Source organism: Synechococcus sp. L2F, assembly GCF_024345695.1.
Taxonomy (GTDB): domain Bacteria; phylum Cyanobacteriota; class Cyanobacteriia; order PCC-6307; family Cyanobiaceae; genus MW101C3.
Window position 1 is genome coordinate 401,568 of record NZ_JAGQBP010000002.1, and the last position, 22,423, is coordinate 423,990.

The 22,423-nt window shown below is 67.8% G+C and carries 19 protein-coding genes; 9 read left to right on the top strand and 10 right to left on the bottom strand.

Annotated elements, in window-relative coordinates; translation table 11 throughout:
• The first annotated feature begins 72 nt into the window (after positions 1-72).
• Positions 73-3,009 (top strand): aminomethyl-transferring glycine dehydrogenase, encoded by a 2,937-nt coding sequence (gene gcvP, locus KBZ19_RS06940; protein WP_399220125.1) that lies wholly within the window; start codon positions 73-75, stop codon positions 3,007-3,009.
• A gap of 379 nt (positions 3,010-3,388) precedes the next feature.
• Positions 3,389-3,601 carry a hypothetical protein gene (locus tag KBZ19_RS06945; RefSeq protein ID WP_233132877.1) on the top strand — a complete coding sequence of 71 codons (213 nt, stop codon included), beginning with the start codon at positions 3,389-3,391 and terminating at the stop codon, positions 3,599-3,601.
• Between the two features lie 9 nt (positions 3,602-3,610).
• On the opposite strand, the gene KBZ19_RS06950 is transcribed toward KBZ19_RS06945, so the two are convergent.
• The 3 genes from KBZ19_RS06950 to KBZ19_RS06960 all read right to left on the bottom strand — a co-directional run bounded on the left by KBZ19_RS06950 (position 3,611) and on the right by KBZ19_RS06960 (position 6,000).
• Positions 3,611-3,850 (bottom strand): hypothetical protein, encoded by a 240-nt coding sequence (locus KBZ19_RS06950; protein ID WP_255100362.1) that lies wholly within the window; start codon positions 3,848-3,850, stop codon positions 3,611-3,613.
• 151 nt (positions 3,851-4,001) lie between these two features.
• Entirely contained in the window at positions 4,002-4,811 is an 810-nt protein-coding gene (locus tag KBZ19_RS06955) for a pirin-like bicupin family protein (protein ID WP_255100363.1), read from the bottom strand.
• 115 nt (positions 4,812-4,926) lie between these two features.
• Complete coding sequence (locus KBZ19_RS06960) at positions 4,927-6,000, bottom strand: alkene reductase (RefSeq protein WP_255100364.1); 1,074 nt, start codon at positions 5,998-6,000, stop codon at positions 4,927-4,929.
• Positions 6,001-6,242: 242 nt separating this feature from the next.
• Here KBZ19_RS06960 and KBZ19_RS06965 point away from each other — a divergent pair, with 242 nt between their 5' ends.
• Positions 6,243-6,581: a helix-turn-helix domain-containing protein gene (locus tag KBZ19_RS06965; protein WP_255100365.1), complete on the top strand. Its 339-nt coding sequence runs from the start codon at positions 6,243-6,245 to the stop codon at positions 6,579-6,581.
• Positions 6,582-6,616: 35 nt separating this feature from the next.
• On the opposite strand, the gene KBZ19_RS06970 is transcribed toward KBZ19_RS06965, so the two are convergent.
• Positions 6,617-7,327, bottom strand: coding sequence for a rubrerythrin family protein (locus tag KBZ19_RS06970; protein WP_255100366.1), 711 nt, complete (start codon positions 7,325-7,327; stop codon positions 6,617-6,619).
• Positions 7,328-7,481: 154 nt separating this feature from the next.
• Here KBZ19_RS06970 and KBZ19_RS06975 point away from each other — a divergent pair, with 154 nt between their 5' ends.
• The gene (locus tag KBZ19_RS06975; RefSeq protein WP_255100367.1) at positions 7,482-8,228 is read left to right on the top strand and encodes a hypothetical protein; all 747 of its coding nucleotides are present in this window, start codon (positions 7,482-7,484) and stop codon (positions 8,226-8,228) included.
• Here the strand turns inward: KBZ19_RS06975 and KBZ19_RS06980 are convergent.
• The 3 genes from KBZ19_RS06980 to KBZ19_RS06990 form a co-directional block, all read right to left on the bottom strand.
• Positions 8,222-10,072, bottom strand: a complete 1,851-nt coding sequence (locus KBZ19_RS06980; RefSeq protein ID WP_255100368.1) for a diflavin flavoprotein — start codon at positions 10,070-10,072, stop codon at positions 8,222-8,224. The genes KBZ19_RS06975 and KBZ19_RS06980 overlap by 7 nt on opposite strands.
• Positions 10,072-11,826, bottom strand: coding sequence for a diflavin flavoprotein (locus tag KBZ19_RS06985; protein WP_094511346.1), 1,755 nt, complete (start codon positions 11,824-11,826; stop codon positions 10,072-10,074). Before KBZ19_RS06985 ends, KBZ19_RS06980 begins: the two co-directional genes overlap by 1 nt.
• Before the next feature lie 135 nt (positions 11,827-11,961).
• Complete coding sequence (locus tag KBZ19_RS06990; RefSeq protein WP_255100369.1) at positions 11,962-12,849, bottom strand: DUF6671 family protein; 888 nt, start codon at positions 12,847-12,849, stop codon at positions 11,962-11,964.
• Between the two features lie 669 nt (positions 12,850-13,518).
• On the opposite strand from KBZ19_RS06990, the gene KBZ19_RS06995 reads away from it, so the two are divergent.
• From KBZ19_RS06995 to KBZ19_RS07015, 5 genes are all read left to right on the top strand, one after another.
• A complete protein-coding gene (locus tag KBZ19_RS06995; RefSeq protein ID WP_255100370.1) occupies positions 13,519-14,085 on the top strand; it encodes a Crp/Fnr family transcriptional regulator in 567 nt (188 codons plus the stop codon).
• Between the two features lie 577 nt (positions 14,086-14,662).
• Positions 14,663-15,994 carry a CmpA/NrtA family ABC transporter substrate-binding protein gene (locus KBZ19_RS07000; RefSeq protein ID WP_255100371.1) on the top strand — a complete coding sequence of 444 codons (1,332 nt, stop codon included), beginning with the start codon at positions 14,663-14,665 and terminating at the stop codon, positions 15,992-15,994.
• A gap of 259 nt (positions 15,995-16,253) precedes the next feature.
• Positions 16,254-17,087: a nitrate ABC transporter permease gene (ntrB, locus tag KBZ19_RS07005; RefSeq protein WP_255100372.1), complete on the top strand. Its 834-nt coding sequence runs from the start codon at positions 16,254-16,256 to the stop codon at positions 17,085-17,087.
• Positions 17,088-17,190: 103 nt separating this feature from the next.
• Entirely contained in the window at positions 17,191-19,206 is a 2,016-nt protein-coding gene (locus KBZ19_RS07010) for a nitrate ABC transporter ATP-binding protein (RefSeq protein ID WP_255100373.1), read from the top strand.
• Between the two features lie 160 nt (positions 19,207-19,366).
• On the top strand, positions 19,367-20,206 hold the full coding sequence (locus tag KBZ19_RS07015) for a nitrate ABC transporter ATP-binding protein (RefSeq protein WP_255100374.1): 840 nt from the start codon (positions 19,367-19,369) through the stop codon (positions 20,204-20,206).
• 95 nt (positions 20,207-20,301) lie between these two features.
• Here KBZ19_RS07015 and KBZ19_RS07020 read toward each other — a convergent pair whose 3' ends face one another.
• The 3 genes from KBZ19_RS07020 to KBZ19_RS07030 form a co-directional block, all read right to left on the bottom strand.
• Positions 20,302-20,784, bottom strand: a complete 483-nt coding sequence (locus KBZ19_RS07020; RefSeq protein ID WP_255100375.1) for an Hsp20/alpha crystallin family protein — start codon at positions 20,782-20,784, stop codon at positions 20,302-20,304.
• A 229-nt stretch (positions 20,785-21,013) separates the two neighbouring features.
• Complete coding sequence (locus KBZ19_RS07025; RefSeq protein ID WP_255100376.1) at positions 21,014-21,565, bottom strand: MEKHLA domain-containing protein; 552 nt, start codon at positions 21,563-21,565, stop codon at positions 21,014-21,016.
• Positions 21,543-22,412, bottom strand: a complete 870-nt coding sequence (locus tag KBZ19_RS07030) for an SWIM zinc finger family protein (RefSeq protein ID WP_094511330.1) — start codon at positions 22,410-22,412, stop codon at positions 21,543-21,545. Before KBZ19_RS07030 ends, KBZ19_RS07025 begins: the two co-directional genes overlap by 23 nt.
• Positions 22,413-22,423 lie beyond the last annotated feature (11 nt).

A 22,423-nucleotide genomic window follows, 5' to 3' on the forward strand; every position in this document is an offset into this window, starting at 1 on the left:
TTCGCTGACCCCGACGGCTCCTCTCCTTTCCTGGAGCGGCATCTCGGGCCATCGCCGCAGGAGCTGCAGGCGATGCTCGAACGGCTGGGCGCCAGTGATCTGGAGACGTTCGTGGCCGAGGTGGTGCCGGCCGACATCCTGATCGACGCGAGCGCCGCGACGGCCGACCTGCCGCTGGGGGTGGACGAAGCCCAGGCGCTGGGCGAGCTGCGCGCCATCGCTGCCACCAACCAGGTGCGCCGCAGCCTGATCGGCCTCGGCTACTACGGCACCGTGACGCCGGCACTGATCCAGCGCCACGTGCTGGAAAACCCCTGCTGGTACACGGCCTACACCCCTTACCAGGCTGAGATCGCCCAGGGCCGCCTGGAGGCGCTGCTCAACTTCCAGACCCTGATCAGCGAACTCACCGGCCTGCCGATCGCCAACGCCTCGCTGCTGGATGAAGGCACCGCCGCGGCCGAAGCGATGGCGCTCAGCTTCGGCGCCTGTCGGCGGCCTGAAGCCCGCCGCTTCCTGGTGGATCAGGACGTGTTCCCCCAGACCCTGGCCGTGCTGCAGACCCGGGCCGAACCGCTCGGCCTCGTGGTGGAGCTGGTGGATCCCGCCACGCTCGCCGCTGGCGATGCGGCCTCTCCCCTCGACCCCACGGCGTTCGGGCTGCTGCTGCAACTGCCCGGCGCCAGCGGCCGCCTCTGGGATCCGCGCGCGGCGATCGCCGCCGCCCATGCGGTCGGGGCGATGGTGACGGCGGCGGTGGATCCGCTGGCCCAGGTGCTGCTGGAGCCCGTGGGTGCCCTCGGCACCGACATCGCCGTGGGCAGCACCCAGCGCTTCGGCGTGCCGCTCGGCGGCGGCGGGCCCCATGCCGCCTTCTTCGCCACCACCGACGCGCACAAGCGCCAGATTCCCGGCCGGCTGGTGGGTCGCTCGCTGGATGCGGAAGGCCGCCCAGCCCTGCGCCTGGCCCTGCAGACCCGCGAGCAGCACATCCGCCGCGACAAGGCCACCAGCAACATCTGCACCGCCCAGGTGTTGCTGGCGGTGATGGCCAGCTTCTATGCGGTGCATCACGGCCCCGGCGGGCTCACGGCGATGGCCCGGCGGGTGCTGCGTCAGCGGGCCGCCCTGGCTGCGGGCCTCGCTGGCCTCGGGCTGGCGGTGCAGCCCGGCGCCGCCTTCGACACGCTCAGCCTCACCCTGCCCGGGGCCGGCGAGCTGCTGGAGCGGGCGGAGGCCGCCGGCTTCAATCTGCGGCCGCTCACCGCACCGGGCGGGGCGCTCACCGGTGTGGCGATCAGCCTGGATGAGCGCACCGACAGCGTCGAGCTCGATCGCCTGCTCGCCCTCTTCGCCGCCGCTGTCGGCCCGGATGGCGCAAAAGGCCCTGACAGGGCGGAGCACAACGCTGGCTCCCTGCCCACCGCCGCCGCCCTGCTCGCCGCCCTGCCCGACGACGCCACCCTGCTGGCGGGGGTGCCCCTGCGCCAGGAGCCCTGGCTGCAGCAGGAGGTGTTCCAGCGGCACCACAGCGAGTCGGAACTGCTGCGCTACATCCAGCGCCTGGTGGCGAAGGATCTCTCGCTGGTGCACGGCATGATCCCGCTCGGCAGCTGCACGATGAAGCTCAATGCCGCCGCCGAACTGGCGCCGGTGAGCTGGCCCGCCTTCGCCGAACTGCATCCCTTCGCCCCCGCCGCCCAGCAGGCCGGCTACCAGCGGCTGGTGGCCGATCTGGAGGCCTGGCTGGCGGTGATCACCGGCTTTGCCGGGGTGTCGCTGCAACCCAACGCCGGCTCCCAGGGGGAATATGCGGGGCTGCTGGTGATCCGGGCCTGGCACCACAGCCGCGGCGAGGCGCACCGCAACGTCTGTCTGATTCCCACCAGTGCCCACGGCACCAACCCGGCCAGTGCCGTGATGGCCGGCCTGCAGGTGGTGCCGGTGGCCTGCGATGCCAACGGCAACATCGATCTCGATGACCTGGAGGCAAAAGCCGCCCAGCACGCCGATGCTCTCGCGGCCGTGATGGTCACCTATCCCTCCACCCACGGAGTGTTCGAAACCGGCATCCGCCGGCTCTGCGAGGTGATCCACCGCCACGGCGGCCAGGTGTACCTCGATGGCGCCAACCTCAACGCCCAGGTGGGCCTGGCCAAACCCGGCCACTACGGCGCCGACGTGTGCCACCTGAACCTGCACAAAACCTTCTGCATCCCCCACGGCGGTGGCGGGCCGGGGGTCGGGCCGATTGCCGTCGCCAGCCATCTGGTGCCGTTCCTGCCGGGACACCCGCTGGGGGCCGTGGGCGGCCAGGCGGCGATCGGGCCAGTGTCAGCCGCCCCCTGGGGCAGCGCCGGCATCCTGCCGATCAGCTGGATGTACATCCGCATGATGGGTGGCGCCGGCCTGCGGCAGGCCAGCGCGGTGGCGCTGCTCTCCGCCAACGTGATCGCCGAGCGGCTCCAGCCCCACTACCCGGTGCTGTTCCGCGGCAGCGGCGGCCGTGTGGCCCACGAATGCATCCTGGATCTGCGGCCGCTGAAACGCAGCGCCGGCCTCGAGGTCGACGACCTGGCCAAGCGGCTGATGGATTACGGCTTCCATGCCCCCACGGTGAGCTGGCCGGTAGCGGGCACGGTGATGGTGGAGCCCACCGAAAGCGAATCCCTGGCGGAGATCGACCGCTTCTGCGACGCCATGGTGGCAATCCGCGCCGAGGCGGCTGCGATCGAGGCGGGGCAGGCCGATGCGCAGAACAACCCCTTGAAGCGGGCGCCGCACACCCTGGCGGCCGTCACCGCCGACCTCTGGGATCGCCCTTACAGCCGCAGCGAGGCGGCCTTCCCGGCTGGCGACAGCCAGCGGCAGAACAAGTTCTGGCCGGCGGTGGCCCGCATCGACAACGCCTATGGCGATCGCAACCTGGTGTGCACCTGCCCCTCGGTGGAGGAGCTGGCCAGCAGCAGCGTGGCCGTCACGCCGCAGCGGGTGGCGCTGGCGATCTGAGCGCCCGCCATGCCGTGCCGATCAGGCCGGGCGGCTCCAAGCAGGCCTGGGGCCTCGCCTCTCTATCGGCGCTGAGCCGGCACGCCTAGCCGTTCAGACGCCGCCCACGATCAACGCCATCACGATAGGGAGCTGATCAGGCAGTGACTGGAGTTTCAGACGGGCATGTGTGCCACTGCTACAATCAACTGATTGTTTAAAGAATTCCCGGTTGCTGGATCCCACCCCACGAGGCAAGCTCGGGCGACAAGTCACAGGATCAGCAGCCCCCAAGGCCACGGCAAACGTCTCGACCCACCCAATGAACGGCAACGACGGCCCTCCTTTCAATCCTCCGACGCTCTCTGAGCTGTCGATCCGTGCTGACAAACCCGCTCCGTTGACGCGCGCCCCCGAACTGCCGCCGATTCCCGGATCCCTGGCCCATTCCTCCGCCCGCGGCGAAACAATCCGTGTGGAGGGCACCAACGTGGTGCGTGTTCCCTTCGGCGTGCGTCAACCCCGCCGGCACCGTCCGGCACGTCCGGACACCTGGGTCACCCTGGTGCTTCCCTTCCAGGCCGGGGGGCCCACACCGCCGCAGGCGGCCTGAGCCAAGGTCTCAGGCGGCCTTGCCGAGGCGCCAATCCACCAAGGCCTTCACATCCGCCAGTGAACTGGCGGGAGCCCGGAACGGCAGCACGTCCATGGGGCTGCGCTCGGGGCGAACCAGCCAGGTGAGATCAGGCTGAGGCATGAGCACGAAACCGCGGTAGCGCACCACCCAACTCCGGCCGTTGCCATCGGCAGACGGAAGAATGGTGGGCAGGCTGGCGTCAGAGCGAGAGCGGGCTGTGGCCATCACCGAACGCGGTAACGGGAACACCCCCATTTGAGCGAACCCATTCGCATTCGGCAGCATCTTTCGCTTCCTTTCGGCAAGGAATTAACGACGCCTAGGACACACCCAGGTCGACCTGGATCCAGACCAGCCAGCACCAACCCGCCCCAACTCAGGCCAGCTCAAACAGCAGCAGGTCGGCGCCGGCTTCACCGGTCACCAGCTCACGCGGCACCGCATGGGCGGCGGCGGGGAGGGAGCTGGTGGGGGTGCTGGTGGGGGTGCTGGCCGGAGGAGTGCCAGTGCCACTGGCGGAGCCTGGGACCTCGAAGCCCAGGCCATCGCCGCGCTCCAGCCGGCGGCCGCCTTCCAGCGTGAGGCTGCCGTCGATCAGCTGCATCCAGAGCCGGTGGCCGGCCGCCGCCGGCAGCTCCAGGCGGGTGCCGGCCGCCGGCCGGGCGCGCCAGAGCCGCACCGGTCGGTGCACCGCCATGGCGCCGTCCCGCCGCTCGGGGTCCAGCAGCAGGGTCCAGCCCTCTCCGACGGCGAAGGGCTTCTGCTCATAGGCGGGCGGGATGCCGGTGCTGGAGGGTTCGATCCAGATCTGCAGCAACCGGCAGGGGGTCGCCCCTTTGTTGATTTCGCTGTGCACCACACCGGTGCCGGCGCTCATGCGCTGCACTTCACCAGCGCGCAACACCTCACCGTTGCCCATCGAATCGCGGTGGGTGAGTTCCCCTTCCACCATCACCGTGACGATCTCCATGTCGTTGTGGGGATGCATGCCGAAGCCGCGGCCGGCGGCGATCGTGTCGTCGTTGATCACCCGCAGCGGACCGAATCCCATCCAGGCCGGATCGAAGTGGCTGGAGAAGGAAAAGCTGTGCCAGCTGTCCAGCCAGTCGAGCTGGCTGTGGAAGCGCTCCGTGCCGGGGCGGAACACCGGGGTAGCGGCAGAACGCTGGGCGTTGGTGGTGGTCATGGCGAGGCTCCCGGGAGTGGATGGTGGGTGAGCAGGGGATGGGTCGGGCCTGGCGCAGGCAACGGGTGGTACTGGGTCTCGAGCAGCACAGGCTGGGGGCCTGCGCCAGCGTTGATCAGGCAGCGGCGCTCAGGAAGGGGTAGTCGGTGTAGCCGGCGGGGCCGGGGCTGTAGAAGGTGGCAGGGTCCGGCGTGTTGAGCGGTGCGCCGCTGCGCAGCCGCTCCGGCAGATCCGGGTTGGCCAGGAAGGCCGTGCCGAAGGCCACCGCATCGATGGCGCCGGCGGCGATGGCGGCGTTGGCTTCGGCGGCGGTGTAGCCCATGTTGGCGATCAGCACCCCCTGGAAGCGCTCGCGCACCGGCGTGAGCACATCGCCCAGCTGCTGCTGGAGGAAGTCGCCGCGCATCAGGTGGAGGTAAGCGAGGCCGGCGCCGTTGAGGTGATCGGCCAGCCAGCTGGCGAGCGCCACGGGATCGCTGTCGCGCATGGCGTTGTAGCTGTTGAGCGGCGAGAGGCGCAGCCCCACCAGCTCCGTTTCGGCGCGTACCGCCTCGATCACCTCCAGCAGCAGCCGCGCCCGGTTCTCGATCGGGCCGCCATAGGGGCCGCTGCGCTGGTTGCTTCCATCGCGCAGGAATTCATCGAGGAGATAGCCATTGGCGCCGTGCACCTCCACGCCGTCGAAACCGGCAGCGATGGCGTGGCGGGCCGCCAAGCGGAAGCCCGCCACGATTGCCGGCAGCTCGTCGTCAGCCAGGGCGCGCGGCACCACGTAATCCACCTTGCCCTGGGGGGTGTGGATCTGGTCGCCGCTGATGGCGATGGCGCTGGGGGCCACCGGCTGAAGGCCGTTGTTGAGCAGGGGATGGCAGGCCCGGCCGCCGTGCCAGATCTGCAGCACGATCCGGCCGCCGCGGGCGTGCACCGCCTCGGTGGTGCGTGCCCAGCCCTCCACCTGGGCCGCCGAATGGATGCCGGGTTCGCGGATGAAGGCGGAGTGGCCCTCCATCGCCATGGTGGCCTCAGCAATGATCAACCCGGCGGAGGCCCGCTGGCCGTAGTACTCCGCCATCAGCGGGCCGGGGATGTGACCCTCTTCAGCGCGGGATCGGGTGAGCGGGGCCATCAGCACCCGGTTGGGCAGCTCCAGGGGCCCTACGGCCAGGGGCGTGAACAGGTCGATGGTCATGGCGGAAGTGACGGATGACCGGGACGGGCTGCCGCCACAGGATGGCCCCGCTCCACTGGCTTGGCAGGTGTGCAACGTCACCGGTCGGCCAGGCGGAAGCAATGGGGATCAGCCCATCGAGCGGGCGGCAGCTCTCCCCCTTGGATCAGAGTGGATCGCTTGGGGCCTGCCTGACAAGAACGCACCGCCATGTGCGTCACTCACCTGTGAGTAACCCTGGTGCCAGTGGATGGTGCAAACGCATGGAGCAAGCGGATGGATTCCTGGACGCCCACGACCACACCCTTTGCCCTGCCGAGCTGGCGCTGAGCGTCATGCGGGGGCGCTGGAAGGTGCACGTGCTGCGGGAGCTGGCGGAGGGCACGCAGCGGTTTTCCGGCTTGCAGCGGGCCCTGGTGGGCGTGAGCCACAAGGTGCTCACCAGCCAGCTGCGGGAGCTGGAGGCCGCAGGGGTGGTGGAGCGCGAGGTGTTTGCCGAGGTGCCGCCGCGGGTGGAATACCGCCTCACCCCGCGCGGCCGGTCGCTGATTCCCGTGCTGGAGAGCCTGCACGCCTGGGGGGCGGCGCCACCGGAGTCGTGATGGACGCGGCGGCGCGCTCCAGCGGTTGCGGCGGCTCAGGCCGGCAGCAGCACCGGCTCCCGGTAGGGGATGAAATTGGCCTTGCGGGTGCCGCAGAGCGGGCAGACCCAGCTGTCGGGGATGGCCTCGAACGGCGTGCCGGCGACGATGCCTGAGTCCGGATCGCCCAGGGCCGGGTCGTAGATCACCGAACACACCTTGCAGATCCACAGGCCGGCCACGGGCTCGCTTTCTCCGGCCGCGCCCTGGCCCTGAAGGGCTTCGAGGGCCACGCTGTAACGGTCGGCGTGGTGGTGCTCGATCGGGGTGAGCCGGCCGAAGTTGCTGGCCGCCTGACGGAAGAGGCCGGCATGCTGCTCGGATTCGGCGATCTGCTCGGTGAATTCGGCCACGGCACCGTCATCGCGATCGGCGCGGGCCTGGGCGGCGAACTCCGGATACATGGTGGTGTACTCGTAGGTTTCACCCTCGATCGCCAGCTCCAGGCAGCGGCTCAGCACCTCTTGTCTGGCTTCTTCTGAGAGCGCGGCGGGATCGGCCACCACCAGCTCGGGGTGGAGCAGGCGGAAGTGCGCGAAGGCGTGCTCGGTTTCCTGGGCGGCGGTGTCGCGGAAGAGGCGGGCCAGCTCGCTGTTGCCGAGCTGCTTGGCCACATCAGCGAAGAAAAGGTACTTGCGGTTGGCCATGCTCTCGCCGCCGAAGGCCGCTTCGAGGTTGGCGAGGGTGCCGGGTTTGGCGATGTCCATGGAGACGGCGTGCGGTGGGATGGGAGGTGGGCCGTTGCAAGGCGACGGTGGCGCAGCGCGGTGCCCCGGGCCTGTGGGGAGGCTGGGATGAGGCCGCTTCGGAGGCTGTGGTGGAACGGCCACCCTCGCGGGTCGAGCCTGCTGCACTGCCACCATGGGACCCTGCGCCCGCAGGCGTCTGTTCCGGCCGGACCCACCGCCCACAGCTCACAGCCCACCGCCCATGGCCTTCCCGGGTTCACACCGCCGCCGTGCCGCGGCCACCATCGGACCGCGGCTCCGCGCCACTGCGGCCGCCGCTGTTGCTGTGGCCGCCTTCGTCCTTGGTGCCGCGCCTGTGGGGGCGCTGCCCCGGCAGGTGATCCTGCTGCGCCACGGCGACAAGGTGGCCTCCGGCGATGGCAACTACAACCTCTCGGCCCGCGGCTTCCTGCGCTCGATCAACCTGGGCCGGCTCCTTCCCGCCTGCTTCGGGGCTCCGACCCACATCCGCACCTTCTTCCTCAACCCCGAATCCAGCAAGAACGCCCGCAGCTACCAGAGCGCCGTGCCGCTGGGGGTGGCCACCGGCATCAACATTTCGATTGCCCAGTCGTCACTGGAGGATTCCTTCATGGATGGGCAGGAGATCCTCAGCCAGCCGGCCTACAAGGGCGGCAACGTGGTGCTGTTCTGGGAGCACCGCCACATGCCGGAACTGGCCCGGGGGCTGGGCTGGGCGACGATGCCCGCCATCGGTGCGATGGAGTTCGACCAGATCTTCGTGCTGCGCTACTCCAAGCCGGGCGTTCCCCCTCGGGTGCAAAGCCTGAGCCAGCGCCGGCTGTTCGAGGCGCCCTGTTTCCGCGAGGCCCGTTCGCCCCTGCCGAACGTGCCACTGCCTCAGTCAGTGGCTCAGTAGCTGGCACCGCTGCGGCGCTGGTGCACAGCGGTGACGCCGGTGCCGTCCAGCAGGCCGCCATGGCTCACCTGGGCATACACCAGCCAGTGGTCGCCGCATTCCATCCGCTGGCTCACGCTGGCCTCCAGCCAGGCCAGTGCTTCGGGCAGCACCGGCTGGCCCGCCGGGCTCTGCTCCAGCTCCAGGCCCGCCAGCCGGTCGGCGCCGGGGGGGTAGGGCTGCAGGAAGCGCTTCATCGGGCCGCTCTCGCGTCCCTCGGCCAGCACGTTGAGCACGAAGCGGTCGCCCACGTGCAGCAGGCTCTCCACGGCGCGATCCCGGGCCACCGCCACCGTGAAGCCGGGCGGGGTGAAGCTGGCCTGGCTCACCCAGCTGGCCACCATGCCGCCGCTCAGGGCGGCCGCCCCTTCTCCCTTCACGCAGGTGAGCACGCAGAGCGAGCCCACCACGCGCCCGAGGGCCAGCACCGCCGGGTTGCTGCGGCTTTCGCTGAGGCCACCGGCCACCACGCGCCGTTGACGCTTCTGCTGGTTGAGCAGCTGCCGCCCCAGGGCCGTGCCCGTTTCCTCCATGCGCTTGAGCGTGGGCGGATCGGGGCTGAACTTCACCCGGATCGGCTCGAAGGCGAAGCGGAAGCCGCCATCCCGCAGCTTGGTTTCCAGAAGATCGATGGCTTCTCCGCTCCAGCCGAAGCTGCCGAACACCCCCACAGGCCGGGCGCGGTCGCCTTCGGCCAGCAGGGTGCCGAGCGCCGAAACGATCGGCGTGGGGGCGTGGCCGCCCAGGGTGGGGGAGCCGATCAGCACCGCATCGCAGCTGCGGATCGCTTCGAGCAGCTGGTCGGGGGGAGCGAACTCGCAGTTGATGCTCTCCACCCGCACGCCCGTGCGCGCCACGCCCTGGGCGATGGCATCGGCGAGGGCGGCGGTGTTGCCGTAGGCACTGGCGTAGAGCAGCGCCACCGACAGGCGGGTTTTCTCGAGGTTCTCGCCCCAGCGCCGGTAATCGGCCAGCAGGCTGCGCCAGCTCTCGGTGATCGCCGGGCCATGGCCGGGCGCGATGGTGCGGATCTCCAGCTCATCGAGCCGGTCGACCACCGTTTCCACCTGGCGGGCCATCGGCGCCATCAGGCAGTCGTAGAAGTGACGCCGGTCTTCCTCGGTGCTGTCGCGGTTGGCCTCGGCATAGGCCTCGCTGCAGAGGTGGGCGGCGAAGAACTTGCCGCTCATCAGCAGGCCGGTGCGCTCCTCGAAGGCGATCAGGGCGCCGGGCCAGCGGGGCGTGGGGGCGGGCAGCAGGGTGAGGCGGAAGCTGTTGGCCAGCTCGCGGCTGACCTCCTGCTTCACCACATCGATCGGCGGCAGGGCAGGCAGCGGCGGCTCCTCCGCCTCGCTGCCCGGAGCCGGGGGCCGGCGTTGCTGCCACAGCTCCTCCACCAGCCGGGCGCCGGTGTTGGAGGCCACCAGCATCAGGGCGGGCCAGGCGGCCGCCAGCTCGCGCAGCAGCGCCACCCGGTTGGGGTTGACGTGACCGACCACCACCTTGAGCGGCGCCTGCGCCGGCACCATGGCGGCCAGCTGGGCCAGGAACGGCGCCGTGAAGGAAGCGCCCGGGGGATGCACCAGCACCGGCGGGATCTCCCGCTTGGCATTGTTGACACCACCGGCGAACAGGAAGGCATTGGCGCTGGTGCCGCGCTCCAGGCCGTACTCCACCTCGAAACGCAGCCGCTTGGGGCTGAGGCAGCGCAGGCAGGTCAGGCCGTCTTCCAGCGGAATGGCGATGACGCTGCGGTCGATCACTTCCGCGGCCGGAATGGTGGGAGCTAGGACGAGATCAGCCATCAGTAATGGTTCCCCACCTTGCGGTGATGCACGGCCGTGGCGGCTTCGGTGTCGGACACCGTGCCCTCCTCCACTGCGGCGTAGATGATCCAGTGGTCGGGGGTTTCCATGCGCTGCACCACCCGGCAGCCCAGGAAGGCGAGGGCATCGCTCAGCACCGGACCACCGGCGGCAGCGCCCTCAAGGGTGGGCACCCCGGCGAAGCGGTCGGCGCCGGGGGGGAAGCGCTTGAGGAAATGGCGCAGCAGGGACTGGTAGTTGTCTTCGCGCAGGATGTTGAGCACAAAGCGATCGTCCACCTGCATCAGCGCCTCGATGGCGCGGTCTTTGGCCACGGCGATCGAGAGGCCCGGTGGATCGAAGCTGGCCTGGCTCACCCAGCTGGCCACCATGGCGCTGCTGCGTTCCTCCTGGCGGGCGGTCACGATGTAAAGCCCACCGCTGAGCCGCCCCAGCGCCTTGTCCACATCTGCGTCGATCGCCTTCATGGCAGCGATCGTTTTCGCCTTGGTGAGCAGCTGGCCCAGGTCGGTGCCGGCCTCTTCGCACCGCTGGTAATCGTTGCCATCGGGGGCCTGGCGGATGCGCAGCGGCGCAAAGGCCTCCTTCTGGCCCAGGCCACGCAGCTGGCTGGCCACGCTGTCGATCGGTTGATCGTTGCCGCCGAAGGCGTCGTAGCAGGCCACCCACTGCTTGGGCTTGAGCGCCGCCAGCAGCGTGCCGATCGATTGCTGCAGGTCCCCATCGGGGTTGGCGGGCCAGGTGGGCACCACCACGGCACTGGCCTCCCCCACCAGGGCGGCCAATTCCTGAGGATCGGAGGCGCGCAGATCCACCAGCTGCACCTGGGCCTCCGCCTTGCCGATGCCGCGGGCGATCGCCTGGCTGAGCCGGTCACAGAAGCCGTACTGACTCACATAACAGACCGCCGCATAGGTTTCGCCGGCGCTGCGCTGGCTGCTCCAGTCGCGGTAGTCGCCGATCCAGAGGCGCAGGTGCTCACGCAGCAGTGGCCCGTGGCCGGTGGCGATCATGGCGATCTCGGGCAGAGCGTCCATGCGCTTGAGCGCCTGCAGCACGCTGCGGGCGTTGGGGCCCATCAGGCAGTCGTAATAGAAGCGGAAGTCGGGAGCGATGGCGCCGGGGTCGCTATCGAAGACGTCGTTGCCGCAGTAATGGAGGCCGAAGGCATCACAGGTGTAGAGGATGCGGGTGCCGTGATCGAACGAAAAGATCGTGTCGGGCCAGTGCAGGTTGGGGGCACTGAGGAATTCGAAGCGGTGCGCCACACCGCTCTCGGGGTTCGTGCCCAGATCGAGCTCCTCCCCGCTTTTCACCGCGCGGCTGCGGAAGGGGCGGTGCACCTGGTCGGCCAGGTAGGCGATCGCCACCTTCGAGGCCACGATCTCGATCTCCGGGTTGCGGTCGAGCAGGGCGCCGATCAGGCCGGAGTGGTCGGGTTCGGTGTGGGACACGATCAGGAAATCGATCGCGGCTGGATCGATCTGCTGCTCCAGCAGCGGCAGCCAGGTGTCCTCAAACTTGGCGTGGCTGGTGTCGATCAGGGCGGTGCGCTCCCCCCGCACCAGAAAGGCGTTGTAGGTGGTGCCGTTGCGAAGGCCGAACTCGATGTCGAAGCGGCTGCGGTCCCAGTCGAGCGAGCGGAGCGTGGTGGTGTCGGGCCCGATCGGCTCGCACTGCAACGAAAGGCGGGGCGGGGCGGGGGGCGCAGCGGCCGTGGCGACGGGTGTCATGCCTGGTGCCTCGGGAGAGAACGGGTCGGTGGCGCTCAACCTAAGAACAGCGGCGGGGAAGCAGGTCGTGTGTTCGATTGGAGCTCCTAATGCCCGCCACAGGCCAGGACGATCAACCCCAGGCGGGCCCCGCCCTCAGGGGTTGCAGTAAGGGCAGTGCTGCGGATCGGCCTGCAACAGCCCATCCCGGCGCGGATGCTCCTCGCTGGCCTCGCAGCGAACACAGCCGAAACGCTCCGCCCGCAGCAGCGAGGTGGGACTGCCGCACCAGCCGCAGGGCAGTCCCGGCAGGGACTCCAGCGGCCCCCAGCCGGGTGCCCCGCAGGCGGGGCAGGGGGTGGCGATGCGCCGCGCCAGCCGGAAGGTGAGGGCGCGGATCGAGGCCATGCGGGTGGGGTTGCAGTGGGCCCGCATGTCCGTTTCCACCAGCGCCAGGCCATCAGCGGACGCGGTGCTGGCCTGGTGGATCGCCTGCGTCAGCTCCGCGGCGCCGCACACCCCCTTGCGCAGGAACGGCTCAGCGCCGGGCTGATGGGGACGCACGATCACGGCATGGCGCGGGAAGCCGATGCGGGTCAGCCAGGCCTCCAGCGGAGTGCCAGGGGCCGCGGTGCAATGGTCGAAGTTCGTGCGGCAGCCGCTCAGCCGCTCGGTGATCACCAGATCGTGGCGACGGTCCACCCAGGTCATCCACTCGGTGGCCAGGGGCAGAAAGGGGAGCGCCGGATGGGGCCCGAAGCTGCCTTCGCTGGCCAGGCCGAGGTCGAGGCCGGTGGCCGCCATGCCCGCCTCCGCCTTGAGGCGACAGGTGGTGGCGGCATCCGCCGGGCGGGGCCGTTCGCCGCAGAAGGTGCCGAGGCTGTCGGTGTCAAAGCCGGCGGCGAGCACCAGCTCCACGCCGAGGGCCCGGCGCAGCGGCCGGGCCATCACCCGTTCCTTGCCATGGCAGGTGGCCAGGCTGACGCGTCGCCCGCACGCACTCCAGGCGGCAATGGCTGAAGTGGCGCCCGTGACCGCTCTCACGCTCCTGCAACCAACAGCACGGGCAAACTACGCCGCTGCAGCGAAAGCGGCCAGGGGCTCGCCAGACGCAGGTGAAGAGATGGCCCGTGCGGCTTTCATCAACCGCACTGATCGCCTGCATTTTGAATCCTGTGGTTCGGCACCGCCCAAACCTGAACACGATCCCTAGTCTTTCCCGGTCTCCAGCAGATCGCCTCACCCTTCATCACGCACACCGGGGCGCTGACCCTGCTCCAGCCAGCCTCGATTCAACCGCCCCTGCCGCTACAGCTACGGAGACGATTGGACCTGTTTCGATGGTTGCTCTCTCCTGATCCTGCGGTCCACGCCCACGCACCAAGGCCCTGAGCTGATCGTCTCAGAGCAGCAAGCCGGGCCGGACGTTTCAGCTTCTCTGGCAGTCAGCCAGCCTGAGAAGCAGATGGTGGAGTCCTCCACGGGAGGAACCGCGTGGATAACGCACGGCCACAGCTGGGCTGCCATCAACCAGGTGAACATGTGCCGCTTGTGCGTCATCCCTGCCAGTCGGACTGGCACGTCGGACTGACACGTCGGGCCTATGCGGCGGGCTTGCGCGTCGGGTTGATGCAGCGGGCTTGCACAGCGAGCAGATGCAGCGGGCTTGCACGAATGGTTTCACTCTCTCCTTGCCTCTGCCGGCCACCCACCATGACGATCCAGCCACCCATGCGGACGCTCAAGCTCACTCTGGAATCCAGGAGCCTGGTGCCTTCGGTGCACTGCTGGAGAGTGAATGATGGGTACGTTCGCACCAACACCTGGTCGCCGGATGGAGAGCTGGTCACCATCGGATTAGCGGGCCCTGGCGACCTTTTGCCACCCCCGAGGCCCGAGTGGCAACCCACCGAAAGGGCCTGCCTGACAAGAGCCCTGCTGGTGGAGGTGACACCTTCGCCGGAGGAATTGACAGCCTCGCTCCACAGCCAGATCGCCCAGATGACCACCCTGCTGAGAATCGGTCGGTTGCGTCCGGTCGACGCCCGGCTTCTGCATCTGCTGCGCTGGATCGGCGAGCGTTTCGGCATCGTCACCAGCCGGGGAACTCTGCTGTCGCTGCAGGAGATGAACCTGACGCATCGCGTGCTGGCCGAGATCTGCAGCACGACGCGTGTGAGCATCACCAAAGCCCTGAGCCACTACAAGACCGCAGGAATGATCGGGACGCAAGGAGAGGTTGACCTGCTTCTGCCACATCCCCATCGGACGCTGTATTGAGAGCGGCAGCTGCAGACGCGTCTGCGCGTGTGCCTGCACTCCCGGAGGAGCAGTGAGCGAATGGCGTGGGAGTTGTGGTCAGGTCGTGGGGAAAGAGCAGGGGAAGGCGCGTTGATGCCGGCACACCGCGATGGACAACGCGATCGTGCGGGGCGGAGTGGCTTTGCATCGGGTCATGGCACGCGTTGGACCAGGCGTAGGGGCCACTGGAATCGCGCCATTGCGTTGATGCAGCCTGGAAGGGGCGGGTCTCCTGGGAAGGGGAACGTTGAGTAAAGACCCAGCCACAGACTTGGCCAGGCAACCATTGCTCCAGCGGCCGGATTTCGATGCATAGGCCAGGCTGATCGGTGCGATTGGCAATCCTTCAGCACCAAAGCACCCAGCCGTTTCTGTCAGGCATTAAGTTCTCTCGACCGCCGCAACGGTGACCCATGCTCCATCCCTAGGGCCGCCCATTCGGCCATGCATCCTTCAACCCATGGCCTGCATCTTTACTGAGCCCGGCTTTGTTGAAGCCTGGCAATCCTGGACCTGACGTCCAGCCGACAACACCATTCTCCCTACCAAAATTCCCATGACGAGACGACGCCGTTTTCTCGCCCTGATGGGCAGTGCCGTGCTGGGCAGCGCCCTGCTCGCCGGCTGCCTGGGCAACCCACCGGAACCTGGAGGCGGCACCGCCAGCACGCCGGCAACTGCCATCGCCGACGCCAACCTCGAGACCAACACGATCAGCCTCGGCTTCATCCCGATCCTGGAAGCCGCGCCGCTGGTGGTGGCCGTGGAGAAGGGCTTCTTCGCCAAGCATGGCCTCGATGTGAAGCTCACCAAGCAGGCCAGCTGGCCCTCCGCCCGCGACAACGTGGTGCTCGGCTCGGCTGGCGGTGGCATCGACGGCGGTCAGTGGCAGATGCCGATGCCCCAGATGATCAGCGAGGGTGCCATCACCAACGGCCGCAAGGTGCCGATGTATGTCCTGGCGATGCTGATGAGCCAGGGGAACGGCATCGCCGCCTCCAACAGCGTCAAGGAGGCCAAGCTCACCTACGACCTGAGGTCATCGGGTTCCTTCTTCAAGGACTACGCCAAACAGGAAGGACGGAAATTCCGCGCCTCCTACACCTTCCCCAAGGCCAACCAGGAGCTCTGGATCCGTTATTGGCTGGCCGCCGGTGGCGTCAACCCTGATACCGAGGTGGAGTTGCTCACCGTGCCAGCCACGGAAACCCTGCAGGGCATGACCAACGGCACCATGGAGGCCTTCTCCACCGGTGATCCCTGGCCCTCGCGGATCGTGACCGATGGCAAGGGCTATCTGGCCGCCACCACTGCCCAGATGTGGAAATCCCACCCTGAGGAATACCTGGCTGTTCGTGCCGACTGGGTGGACAAACATCCCAAGGCCACCGTCGCCTTGATCAAGGGATTGATCGAAGCCCAGCAATGGATGGACAAGGCCGAAAACCGCAGCGAGGTGGCCACGATCCTCAGCTCCCGCAAGTGGTACAACATCCCGGCGCCGATCCTGGAGGCGGCACTGAAGGGCCAGTACAAGATCGGCGCCGAGATGAAGCCCGAAACCGATCCGGCCATGGGGCCGCTCTACTGGGCCAGCGATCGGGGCGTGATCTCTTATCCCTACAAGAGCCTCACGCTCTGGTTCCTGCTGGAGTCGATGCGCTGGAAGTTCTATCCAGGCGTGGTCGATACGGTGGAGCAAGCCAAGGCGATCAACGACAAGGTTGTTCGCGAAGACCTATGGCGTCAGGCCGCCACGGAGCTGGGGCTCCCCGCCGCTGAACTCCCCACCAGCTCCAGCCGCGGCAAGGAAACCTTCTTCGACGGGATCACCTATGACCCGGAAAATCCTCAGGCCTATCTCGACAGCCTGAAGATCAAGAAGTAGGCAACCCTTCGCTATCGATCCACCAGGGGTGGAGGCCGGAGGGATCAGCTCTTCGACCTCCACCCCTCAGCACAGGGCCCGTCAGCCCATGGGCAAGAGGCAAAAGAGGACGTGGTGCGGCAAGCGTCAGCCCCCACGTGCCGATTCCCTTGACCGACCAGGCCAACGCCTGGGTCAGCTGGCGCACAGCTCTCCCTGCTGCCCTTCACCTCTCCCTCTGCACGACGCAGTTTCACCCCCTCATTTCCCGAGAAGATTCATGGTTTCGATCACTCCCAATCGACAGCGCACTGGCGCCAGTCCCTTCAGCAAGCTGCTACGCAACACGGGCAACTGGCTGCCCCCCTTTCTGGGCGTCGGCAGTTTCCTGCTGGTGTGGCAGATCCTCTCGATGACCGGCCTGATCGCTTTGCCGGCTCCCACCAGCCTGTTCACCGAGGAGCGCACCCGCAACCTGATCCTCTATCCCTTCTACGACCGCGGCGGCCTCGATAAGGGCCTGTTCTGGCAGACCATGGCCAGCCTCGGCCGGGTGGCTCAGGGCTACACCCTGGCGGCCATCGTCGGCATCGGCGTGGGCATCACGATCGGCCTGAAGCCCGGCATCAACCGCGCCTTCGATCCCCTGTTCCAGTTCCTGCGCATGGTGGCACCGCTGGCCTGGGTGCCGATCGCCCTGGTGCTGTTTCAGAAGAACCAACCGGCCGCCATCTTCGTGATCTTCATCACGGCGGTGTGGCCGATCCTGATCAACACGGCGGAAGGGGTTCGTCAGATCCCGCAGGACTACCGCAACGTCGCCCTGGTGCTGCAGATGTCAAGCCGGCGCTTCTTCACCAAGGTGCTGATTCCTTCGGCTCTCCCCTACATCTTCACCGGCCTGCGCATCTCGATTGGCCTGGCCTGGCTGGCAATCATCGCTGCCGAGATCGTGATGCCTGGCACCGTGGGCATCGGCTTCTTCATCTGGGATGCCTACCAGCAGAACTATGTGGGCGAGATCGTGCTCGGTGTGATCTGGATCGGTGCGATCGGCCTGGTGCTCGATCGACTGATGGCCTGGCTGCAGACCCGTATTTCGGCTGGTCAATGAGCGCGGATCGTTCATTCACCCTTCTGCTCAATCATTCACTCCAACGTTCCTTCAGCCCTTTCCGGCTCCACCCCTTCAGGCCCTTCCTCAGGAGACCCCAACCATGACCACCCAAGCGGCGCCCTCCCTGGTGGATGTGCGCACCATCGACAAGAGCTTCGCCCTCAAGGGCGGCGGCACCTACCTGGCCCTGCAAGGCATCGACCTGGAGATCCGAAAAGGGGAATTCATCTCGCTGATCGGCCACTCCGGCTGCGGCAAATCCACCCTGTTGAACATGATCGCCGGCCTGGATCTGCCCAGCGAAGGCGTGGTGCTGCTGGAGGGGGAGGCGGTCAAGCGCCCCGGCCCCGACAAGATGGTGGTGTTCCAGAACTATTCGCTGCTCCCCTGGCTCACGGTGCGCCAGAACATCGCTCTGGCGGTTGACGAGGTGATGGGCGATCTGCCCAGGGCCGAACGCGACGCCGTTGTGCAGGAGCATATCGAGATGGTGGGGCTGGGGCCTGCGGTCGACAAGTTGCCCCAGCAACTCTCCGGCGGCATGCGCCAGCGGGTTTCGATTGCCCGCGCCCTGGCGATCCGCCCCAAGCTGCTGCTGCTGGATGAACCCTTCGGCGCCCTCGATGCGCTCACGCGGGGCAATCTGCAGGAGAAGCTGATGCAGATCTGCAACGAGCACGAGCTCACCGCGGTGATGGTCACCCACGACGTGGACGAGGCGGTGCTGCTCTCCGACCGCATCGTGATGCTCACCAATGGCCCCGGCTCGAACATCGGCGGCATCCTCGAGGTGGACATTCCCCGGCCACGGGCACGGCTGGAAGTGGTGCACCACCCCAGCTACTACAGCCTGCGCTCCGAGATCATCTATTTCCTCAACCGCCAGAAGCGGGTGAAGCAGTGGCGTGCCCGCCCCCACCAGGTGGTGGCCCGCCACGGCCTCGAGAAGGTGAATCTGGATCTGGGCTTTCTGCCCCTGGCGGCCAGCGCGCCGCTGGCGGTGGCCGAGGCCCATGGCCTGTTCACCAAGCACGGCCTCGACGAGGTGAGCCTGATCCGTGAAACCAGCTGGCGCGGCATCGTCGACGGCCTGGTGGACGGCACGCTCGATGCCTCGCTGATGCCCGCCGGCATGCCCACCTGGATGACAGCCGGCGGCCATGGCGGATCACCGCTTCCGATCGTGACCTCCCTCACGCTCAGCCGCAACGGCAACGGCATCACCCTGGCCAGCCGTCTGGCTGAGCAGGGGGTGCAGACGGTGGAGGACTACCACGCCTACCTCAAGAGCCACGAACGCGAACCCCACACCCTGGGGATCGTGCACCAAGCCTCGATGCACAACCTGCTGCTGCGCTACTGGCTGGCGGCCAACGGCATCGACCCCGACAGGGACGTGCACCTGCAGGCCCTGCCGCCGGCCCAGATGCTGGCCGACCTCAAGGACGGCAGCCTCGATGGCTACTGCGTGGGGGCTCCCTGGCTGGACCGGGCGATCCAGGGCGGCCACGGCTTCCAGGTGGCCGGCGATCTGGCGATCTGGCCCGGCCATCCCGGCAAGGTGCTGGGGGTGCGCGAAGACTGGGCCACGGCCTACCCGAACACCCACATTGCGCTGGTCAAAGCGCTGCTGGAGGCCTGCCAGTACTGCGCCGAGCCGGCCCACTGGGGTGAGCTCAGCGAGCTGCTGAGTGATCGCCGCTACCTGGGCATCAAGCCGGAGCTGATCCGCTTCAGCGAAACCAGCGAGGGGGTCGATCGTTCAGGGCCCGAGTGCCAGGAGGCCACGCCGCACCACCTGTTCTCGGGCGCAGGGGTGAACCGGCCGAGCCGCACCGAGCACCTCTGGATGATGACCCAGATGGCCCGCTGGGGTGACATCCCGCTGCCGCGCAACTGGGTGGAGATCCTCGAGCGGGTGTGCCAGGTGGGGGTGTTCAGCACCGCCGCCCGCGAACTGGGCCTCGAAGCGATCAGCTACCAGCGGCATGACATCGCGCTGTTCGACGGCCAGCCCTTCAACGCCGACGACCCGATCAGCTACCTCAACGCCCAGACGATCAAGCGCGATTTCAGCATCGCCGAAATCCCTCTCGCGCCGCCGCGGCGCGGCTGAGGTCGGGCTCCAGCTCAGCTGTGGCGCCATCTCCAGAGCTGAGGTATGGCCTTCCGCAGGTCATTGGCTGCGGTTCCCATTCACTGCCGGTTCTCATTCAAAGCCAGTTCCCCTTGGCTCCCGTTGATCACTCGTCACACCGTCCTTCGCGAGATTCCTCATGTCCACCCTGATCCAGCCGCCCCTGCCGGGGGTTGCCAGCCCACCAGCTGAAGCCTTCCTGCGCTTCGAGAATGTCAGCAAGGTGTACCCCACCGCCAAGGGGCCCTACCCGGTGCTCGATGGCATCGACCTGAGCATCAATCAGGGCGAGTTCATGTGCGTGATCGGCCACTCCGGTTGCGGCAAGTCCACCCTGCTCAACATGGTGTCGGGCTTCGCCACCCCCAGTGATGGCCGCGTGGTGCTGCACGGCAACACGATCACCAGACCCGGCCCGGATCGGATGGTGGTGTTCCAGGGTTATGCCTTGCTGCCCTGGATGACGGCCTATGACAATGTCTACCTGGCGGTGGAGTCGGTGAAGCCGGAACTGCCGGAGCGCGAGAAGCGCGAGATCACCCGCGAGCACCTGGCCATGGTGGGGCTCAGCGAGGCGGCCGAGAAGAAGATCACCCAGCTCTCGGGCGGCATGAAGCAGCGGGTGGCGATCGCGCGCGCCCTGTCGATCCGGCCGGAAGTGCTGATTCTCGATGAACCGTTCGGGGCTCTCGATGCCATCACCAAAGAGGAGTTGCAGGAGGAGCTGCTCACGATCTGGAACACCCAGAAGTGCACGGTGCTGATGATCACCCACGACATCGACGAAGCCCTGTTCCTCGCCGATCGCCTCGTGATGATGACCAACGGCCCGGCCGCCAAGATTGGCGAAATCATGGAGATCAACTTTCCAAGGCCCCGCAACCGTGAGGAAATCATGGAGGATCCTCTCTATTACGACCTGCGCAATCAGGCGCTCGATTTCCTCTACAGCCGCTTCGCCCACGACGACACGGAGTGAACAGCTCGGGGCCCGATTGGTTGCGGCGCCGCCATGAAAAAGCCCCGGCCAAGGCCGGGGCGCAGGGACACAATGCGGCATCAGCAGGGGCGGGATCAGCCTTCCACCTTGACGTTCACCGTGGTGACCGTCTGGGCCTTCGGCGCGGTGATCGTGAGCAGACCATCGCGGTAGTGGGCTTCGAGGCCTTCCCGTTGCAGGCCGCCGGGGAAGGTGAAGCTGCGGCTCCAGGTGCCGTAGCGGAACTCGCTGTGCAGCGGAGCCAGGCGGGCGGACGCCTTAGCGGCTGGGGGCGTGGCTGCTGCAGGGGCGGTCGCCGTGTCCGAGGCAGGGCTGTTGGCATCGGCCTGAGCCCGTGCGGGGGGGTGGCGATCGCTGCGGCGTTCGGCGCTGACCAGCAGGGTGCGGTCGGTGGCTTTGACATCGATCGAGCCTTTGTCGACACCGGGCAGCTCAAGAACGATGGTGTAAGCCTGATCGTTCTCGTGCACTTCGGCGGCAGGCACGCGCTCAGCCTGAAGCACTTGCTGCTCCAGCCGCTCGAACAGATCAAAGGGGGATTGGCGCAGGGTCAGCATGGGGATGTCCTCCACAGGTTGGCTGAGGTGATGGCATTCAGGTTCTGCGATTCGCAGGCACCTGTGATGGTGAAGAACGGGGAATCGCTTCGCCCGTGCAGCTACTTTCGCCAACTCGAATGAAACGGTGAGACGAAAGAACCGGCCCTTTTGGTACGGCGCTCCTCCCCTGATTCGGTGGGCCCCACCGCGCGGTGGTGAGAACCGATCAAGGCGCCAACAGCGCTGCTCAGAGCCACCACCAGTGGCTGAAGGCCGCCGCCTGGCCGTGGTCGCGGCCATCGGCATCCCGCAGGGTCCAGAGGCGGGCGCCATCGATCACGAAGCGGCGGCCGTGGCTGTCGATGCGCACACCGCGGTAGCCGCTGATCGCCTGGCGGTGCCGCGCCAGCGCCAGCAACCGCTCCCGCCCCTCACGCTCGGACGGTTCGGCAGTGAGCCGCGACGGCAAACCCACCATCGCCGCCCAGGGCCGGCGCCACAGCCGCAACGCGGCGGCATTGGCATAGATCAGGCGGGGATCGGCCGGCGCCGTGGTGCCACCGGCCAGGCCATCGTCGTGGGCGAGCACCACCAGGGGGGCAGCGAACAGTTCCTGCGCCTGATGGCGTGCATCACCGGCCGCCGCCAGCTGGGTGGGGCCGGCCACCAGCGCCAGCAGCGGACGACCGAAGGCCAGCTGATGGGAAGCGAGCAGCAGGGCGGCGCGGGCCTGGCAAGCCGGCGTCAGCCAGGGGGCCTCCGCGGGCCGTTCGGCCTCAGGCACCGTTGCTGGCGCCATCGCCGGCCCCGGCACTCATGGCGCGGGCCATGGCCTGCTGGCCGATGGCGATGCCCTGGCTGCGCAGCCGCTCGGTGAACAGGCGGTTGGAGTCGGGGAAGCGGGGCTCGGCGGCCAGCGGCAGTTCACCCGCCTCATCGAGGCCCATGTCCCCCTCCATCGCCGGGGTGATCACCACCAGATCGGGGTCGAGGGCGGCGGTGTAGCTCCACCAGCGGGTGGGATCGATCACGGCCGGATGGACCGGGTGGGGTGCGGCGGCAGGCGCCGCTTCAGTGGCAGACGCCGCCAGCTGCCGGCGGCGTTGGGTGGCCAGATCAGCAAGCAGCTGGCTGCGGCTGCGGCCGCGCATCTGGAAGAGCACGAAGGGGTCTTCGCTGAAGCGATCCCCCATCAGGTAATAGACAGCGCTGACGTGTTTGCAGGGGGCAGCCTTGTCGGGGCAGCTGCAATCGCAGCGCACCTCCTGCAGCTTGAAGGGGAACAGCCGTTTGCCGCTGGCGGCGAAGGCCCGCTCGATGTCCTGCGGCATCACCCCAGCCAGCAGCTGCGCCGACCAGCGCGCCTTCTGACCGAGCGCCTCCAGCACATAGCCCCAGTCTTCATCGGAGAGGGTGTCGAGCCAGAGCTTCACCTTGTACGGCTCGGCTTCGGTGCCCTGCACCAGGGCTTTCACCCGCTTCCCTTCAAACAGGATCGACAGCACGTTGCCGGAGCGGGCGTAGGCCCAGGCACGCTCCAGCCGTTTCTTGTAGCGGTAGGAGTTGATCAGTTCCATCCACTGCTCCACCCACCAGGGCTGCTGGCCGAAGTGGGTGCTGACGATGGTGGGCGAGGTGCTCGTCATGGCGGAAGGAT

Bases quoted from the DNA above. Each gene is read 5' to 3' on its own strand.
- KBZ19_RS06975 (WP_255100367.1), top strand. From the start codon at position 7,482: ATGGGACCCTGCGCCCGCAGGCGTCTGTTCCGGCCGGACCCACCGCCC.
- KBZ19_RS07015 (WP_255100374.1), top strand. From the start codon at position 19,367: ATGTCCACCCTGATCCAGCCGCCCCTGCCGGGGGTTGCCAGCCCACCA.
- gcvP (WP_399220125.1), top strand. From the start codon at position 73: ATGCTCGAACGGCTGGGCGCCAGTGATCTGGAGACGTTCGTGGCCGAG.
- KBZ19_RS06980 (WP_255100368.1), bottom strand. From the start codon at position 10,072: ATGGCTGATCTCGTCCTAGCTCCCACCATTCCGGCCGCGGAAGTGATC.
- KBZ19_RS07025 (WP_255100376.1), bottom strand. From the start codon at position 21,565: ATGGCGCCAGCAACGGTGCCTGAGGCCGAACGGCCCGCGGAGGCCCCC.
- KBZ19_RS07020 (WP_255100375.1), bottom strand. From the start codon at position 20,784: ATGCTGACCCTGCGCCAATCCCCCTTTGATCTGTTCGAGCGGCTGGAG.
- KBZ19_RS06965 (WP_255100365.1), top strand. From the start codon at position 6,243: ATGGAGCAAGCGGATGGATTCCTGGACGCCCACGACCACACCCTTTGC.
- KBZ19_RS07010 (WP_255100373.1), top strand. From the start codon at position 17,191: ATGACCACCCAAGCGGCGCCCTCCCTGGTGGATGTGCGCACCATCGAC.
- ntrB (WP_255100372.1), top strand. From the start codon at position 16,254: ATGGTTTCGATCACTCCCAATCGACAGCGCACTGGCGCCAGTCCCTTC.
- KBZ19_RS06970 (WP_255100366.1), bottom strand. From the start codon at position 7,327: ATGGACATCGCCAAACCCGGCACCCTCGCCAACCTCGAAGCGGCCTTC.
- KBZ19_RS06950 (WP_255100362.1), bottom strand. From the start codon at position 3,850: ATGGCCACAGCCCGCTCTCGCTCTGACGCCAGCCTGCCCACCATTCTT.
- KBZ19_RS07030 (WP_094511330.1), bottom strand. From the start codon at position 22,412: ATGACGAGCACCTCGCCCACCATCGTCAGCACCCACTTCGGCCAGCAG.
- KBZ19_RS06985 (WP_094511346.1), bottom strand. From the start codon at position 11,826: ATGACACCCGTCGCCACGGCCGCTGCGCCCCCCGCCCCGCCCCGCCTT.
- KBZ19_RS06955 (WP_255100363.1), bottom strand. From the start codon at position 4,811: ATGACCACCACCAACGCCCAGCGTTCTGCCGCTACCCCGGTGTTCCGC.
- KBZ19_RS07000 (WP_255100371.1), top strand. From the start codon at position 14,663: ATGACGAGACGACGCCGTTTTCTCGCCCTGATGGGCAGTGCCGTGCTG.
- KBZ19_RS06960 (WP_255100364.1), bottom strand. From the start codon at position 6,000: ATGACCATCGACCTGTTCACGCCCCTGGCCGTAGGGCCCCTGGAGCTG.
- KBZ19_RS06995 (WP_255100370.1), top strand. From the start codon at position 13,519: ATGACGATCCAGCCACCCATGCGGACGCTCAAGCTCACTCTGGAATCC.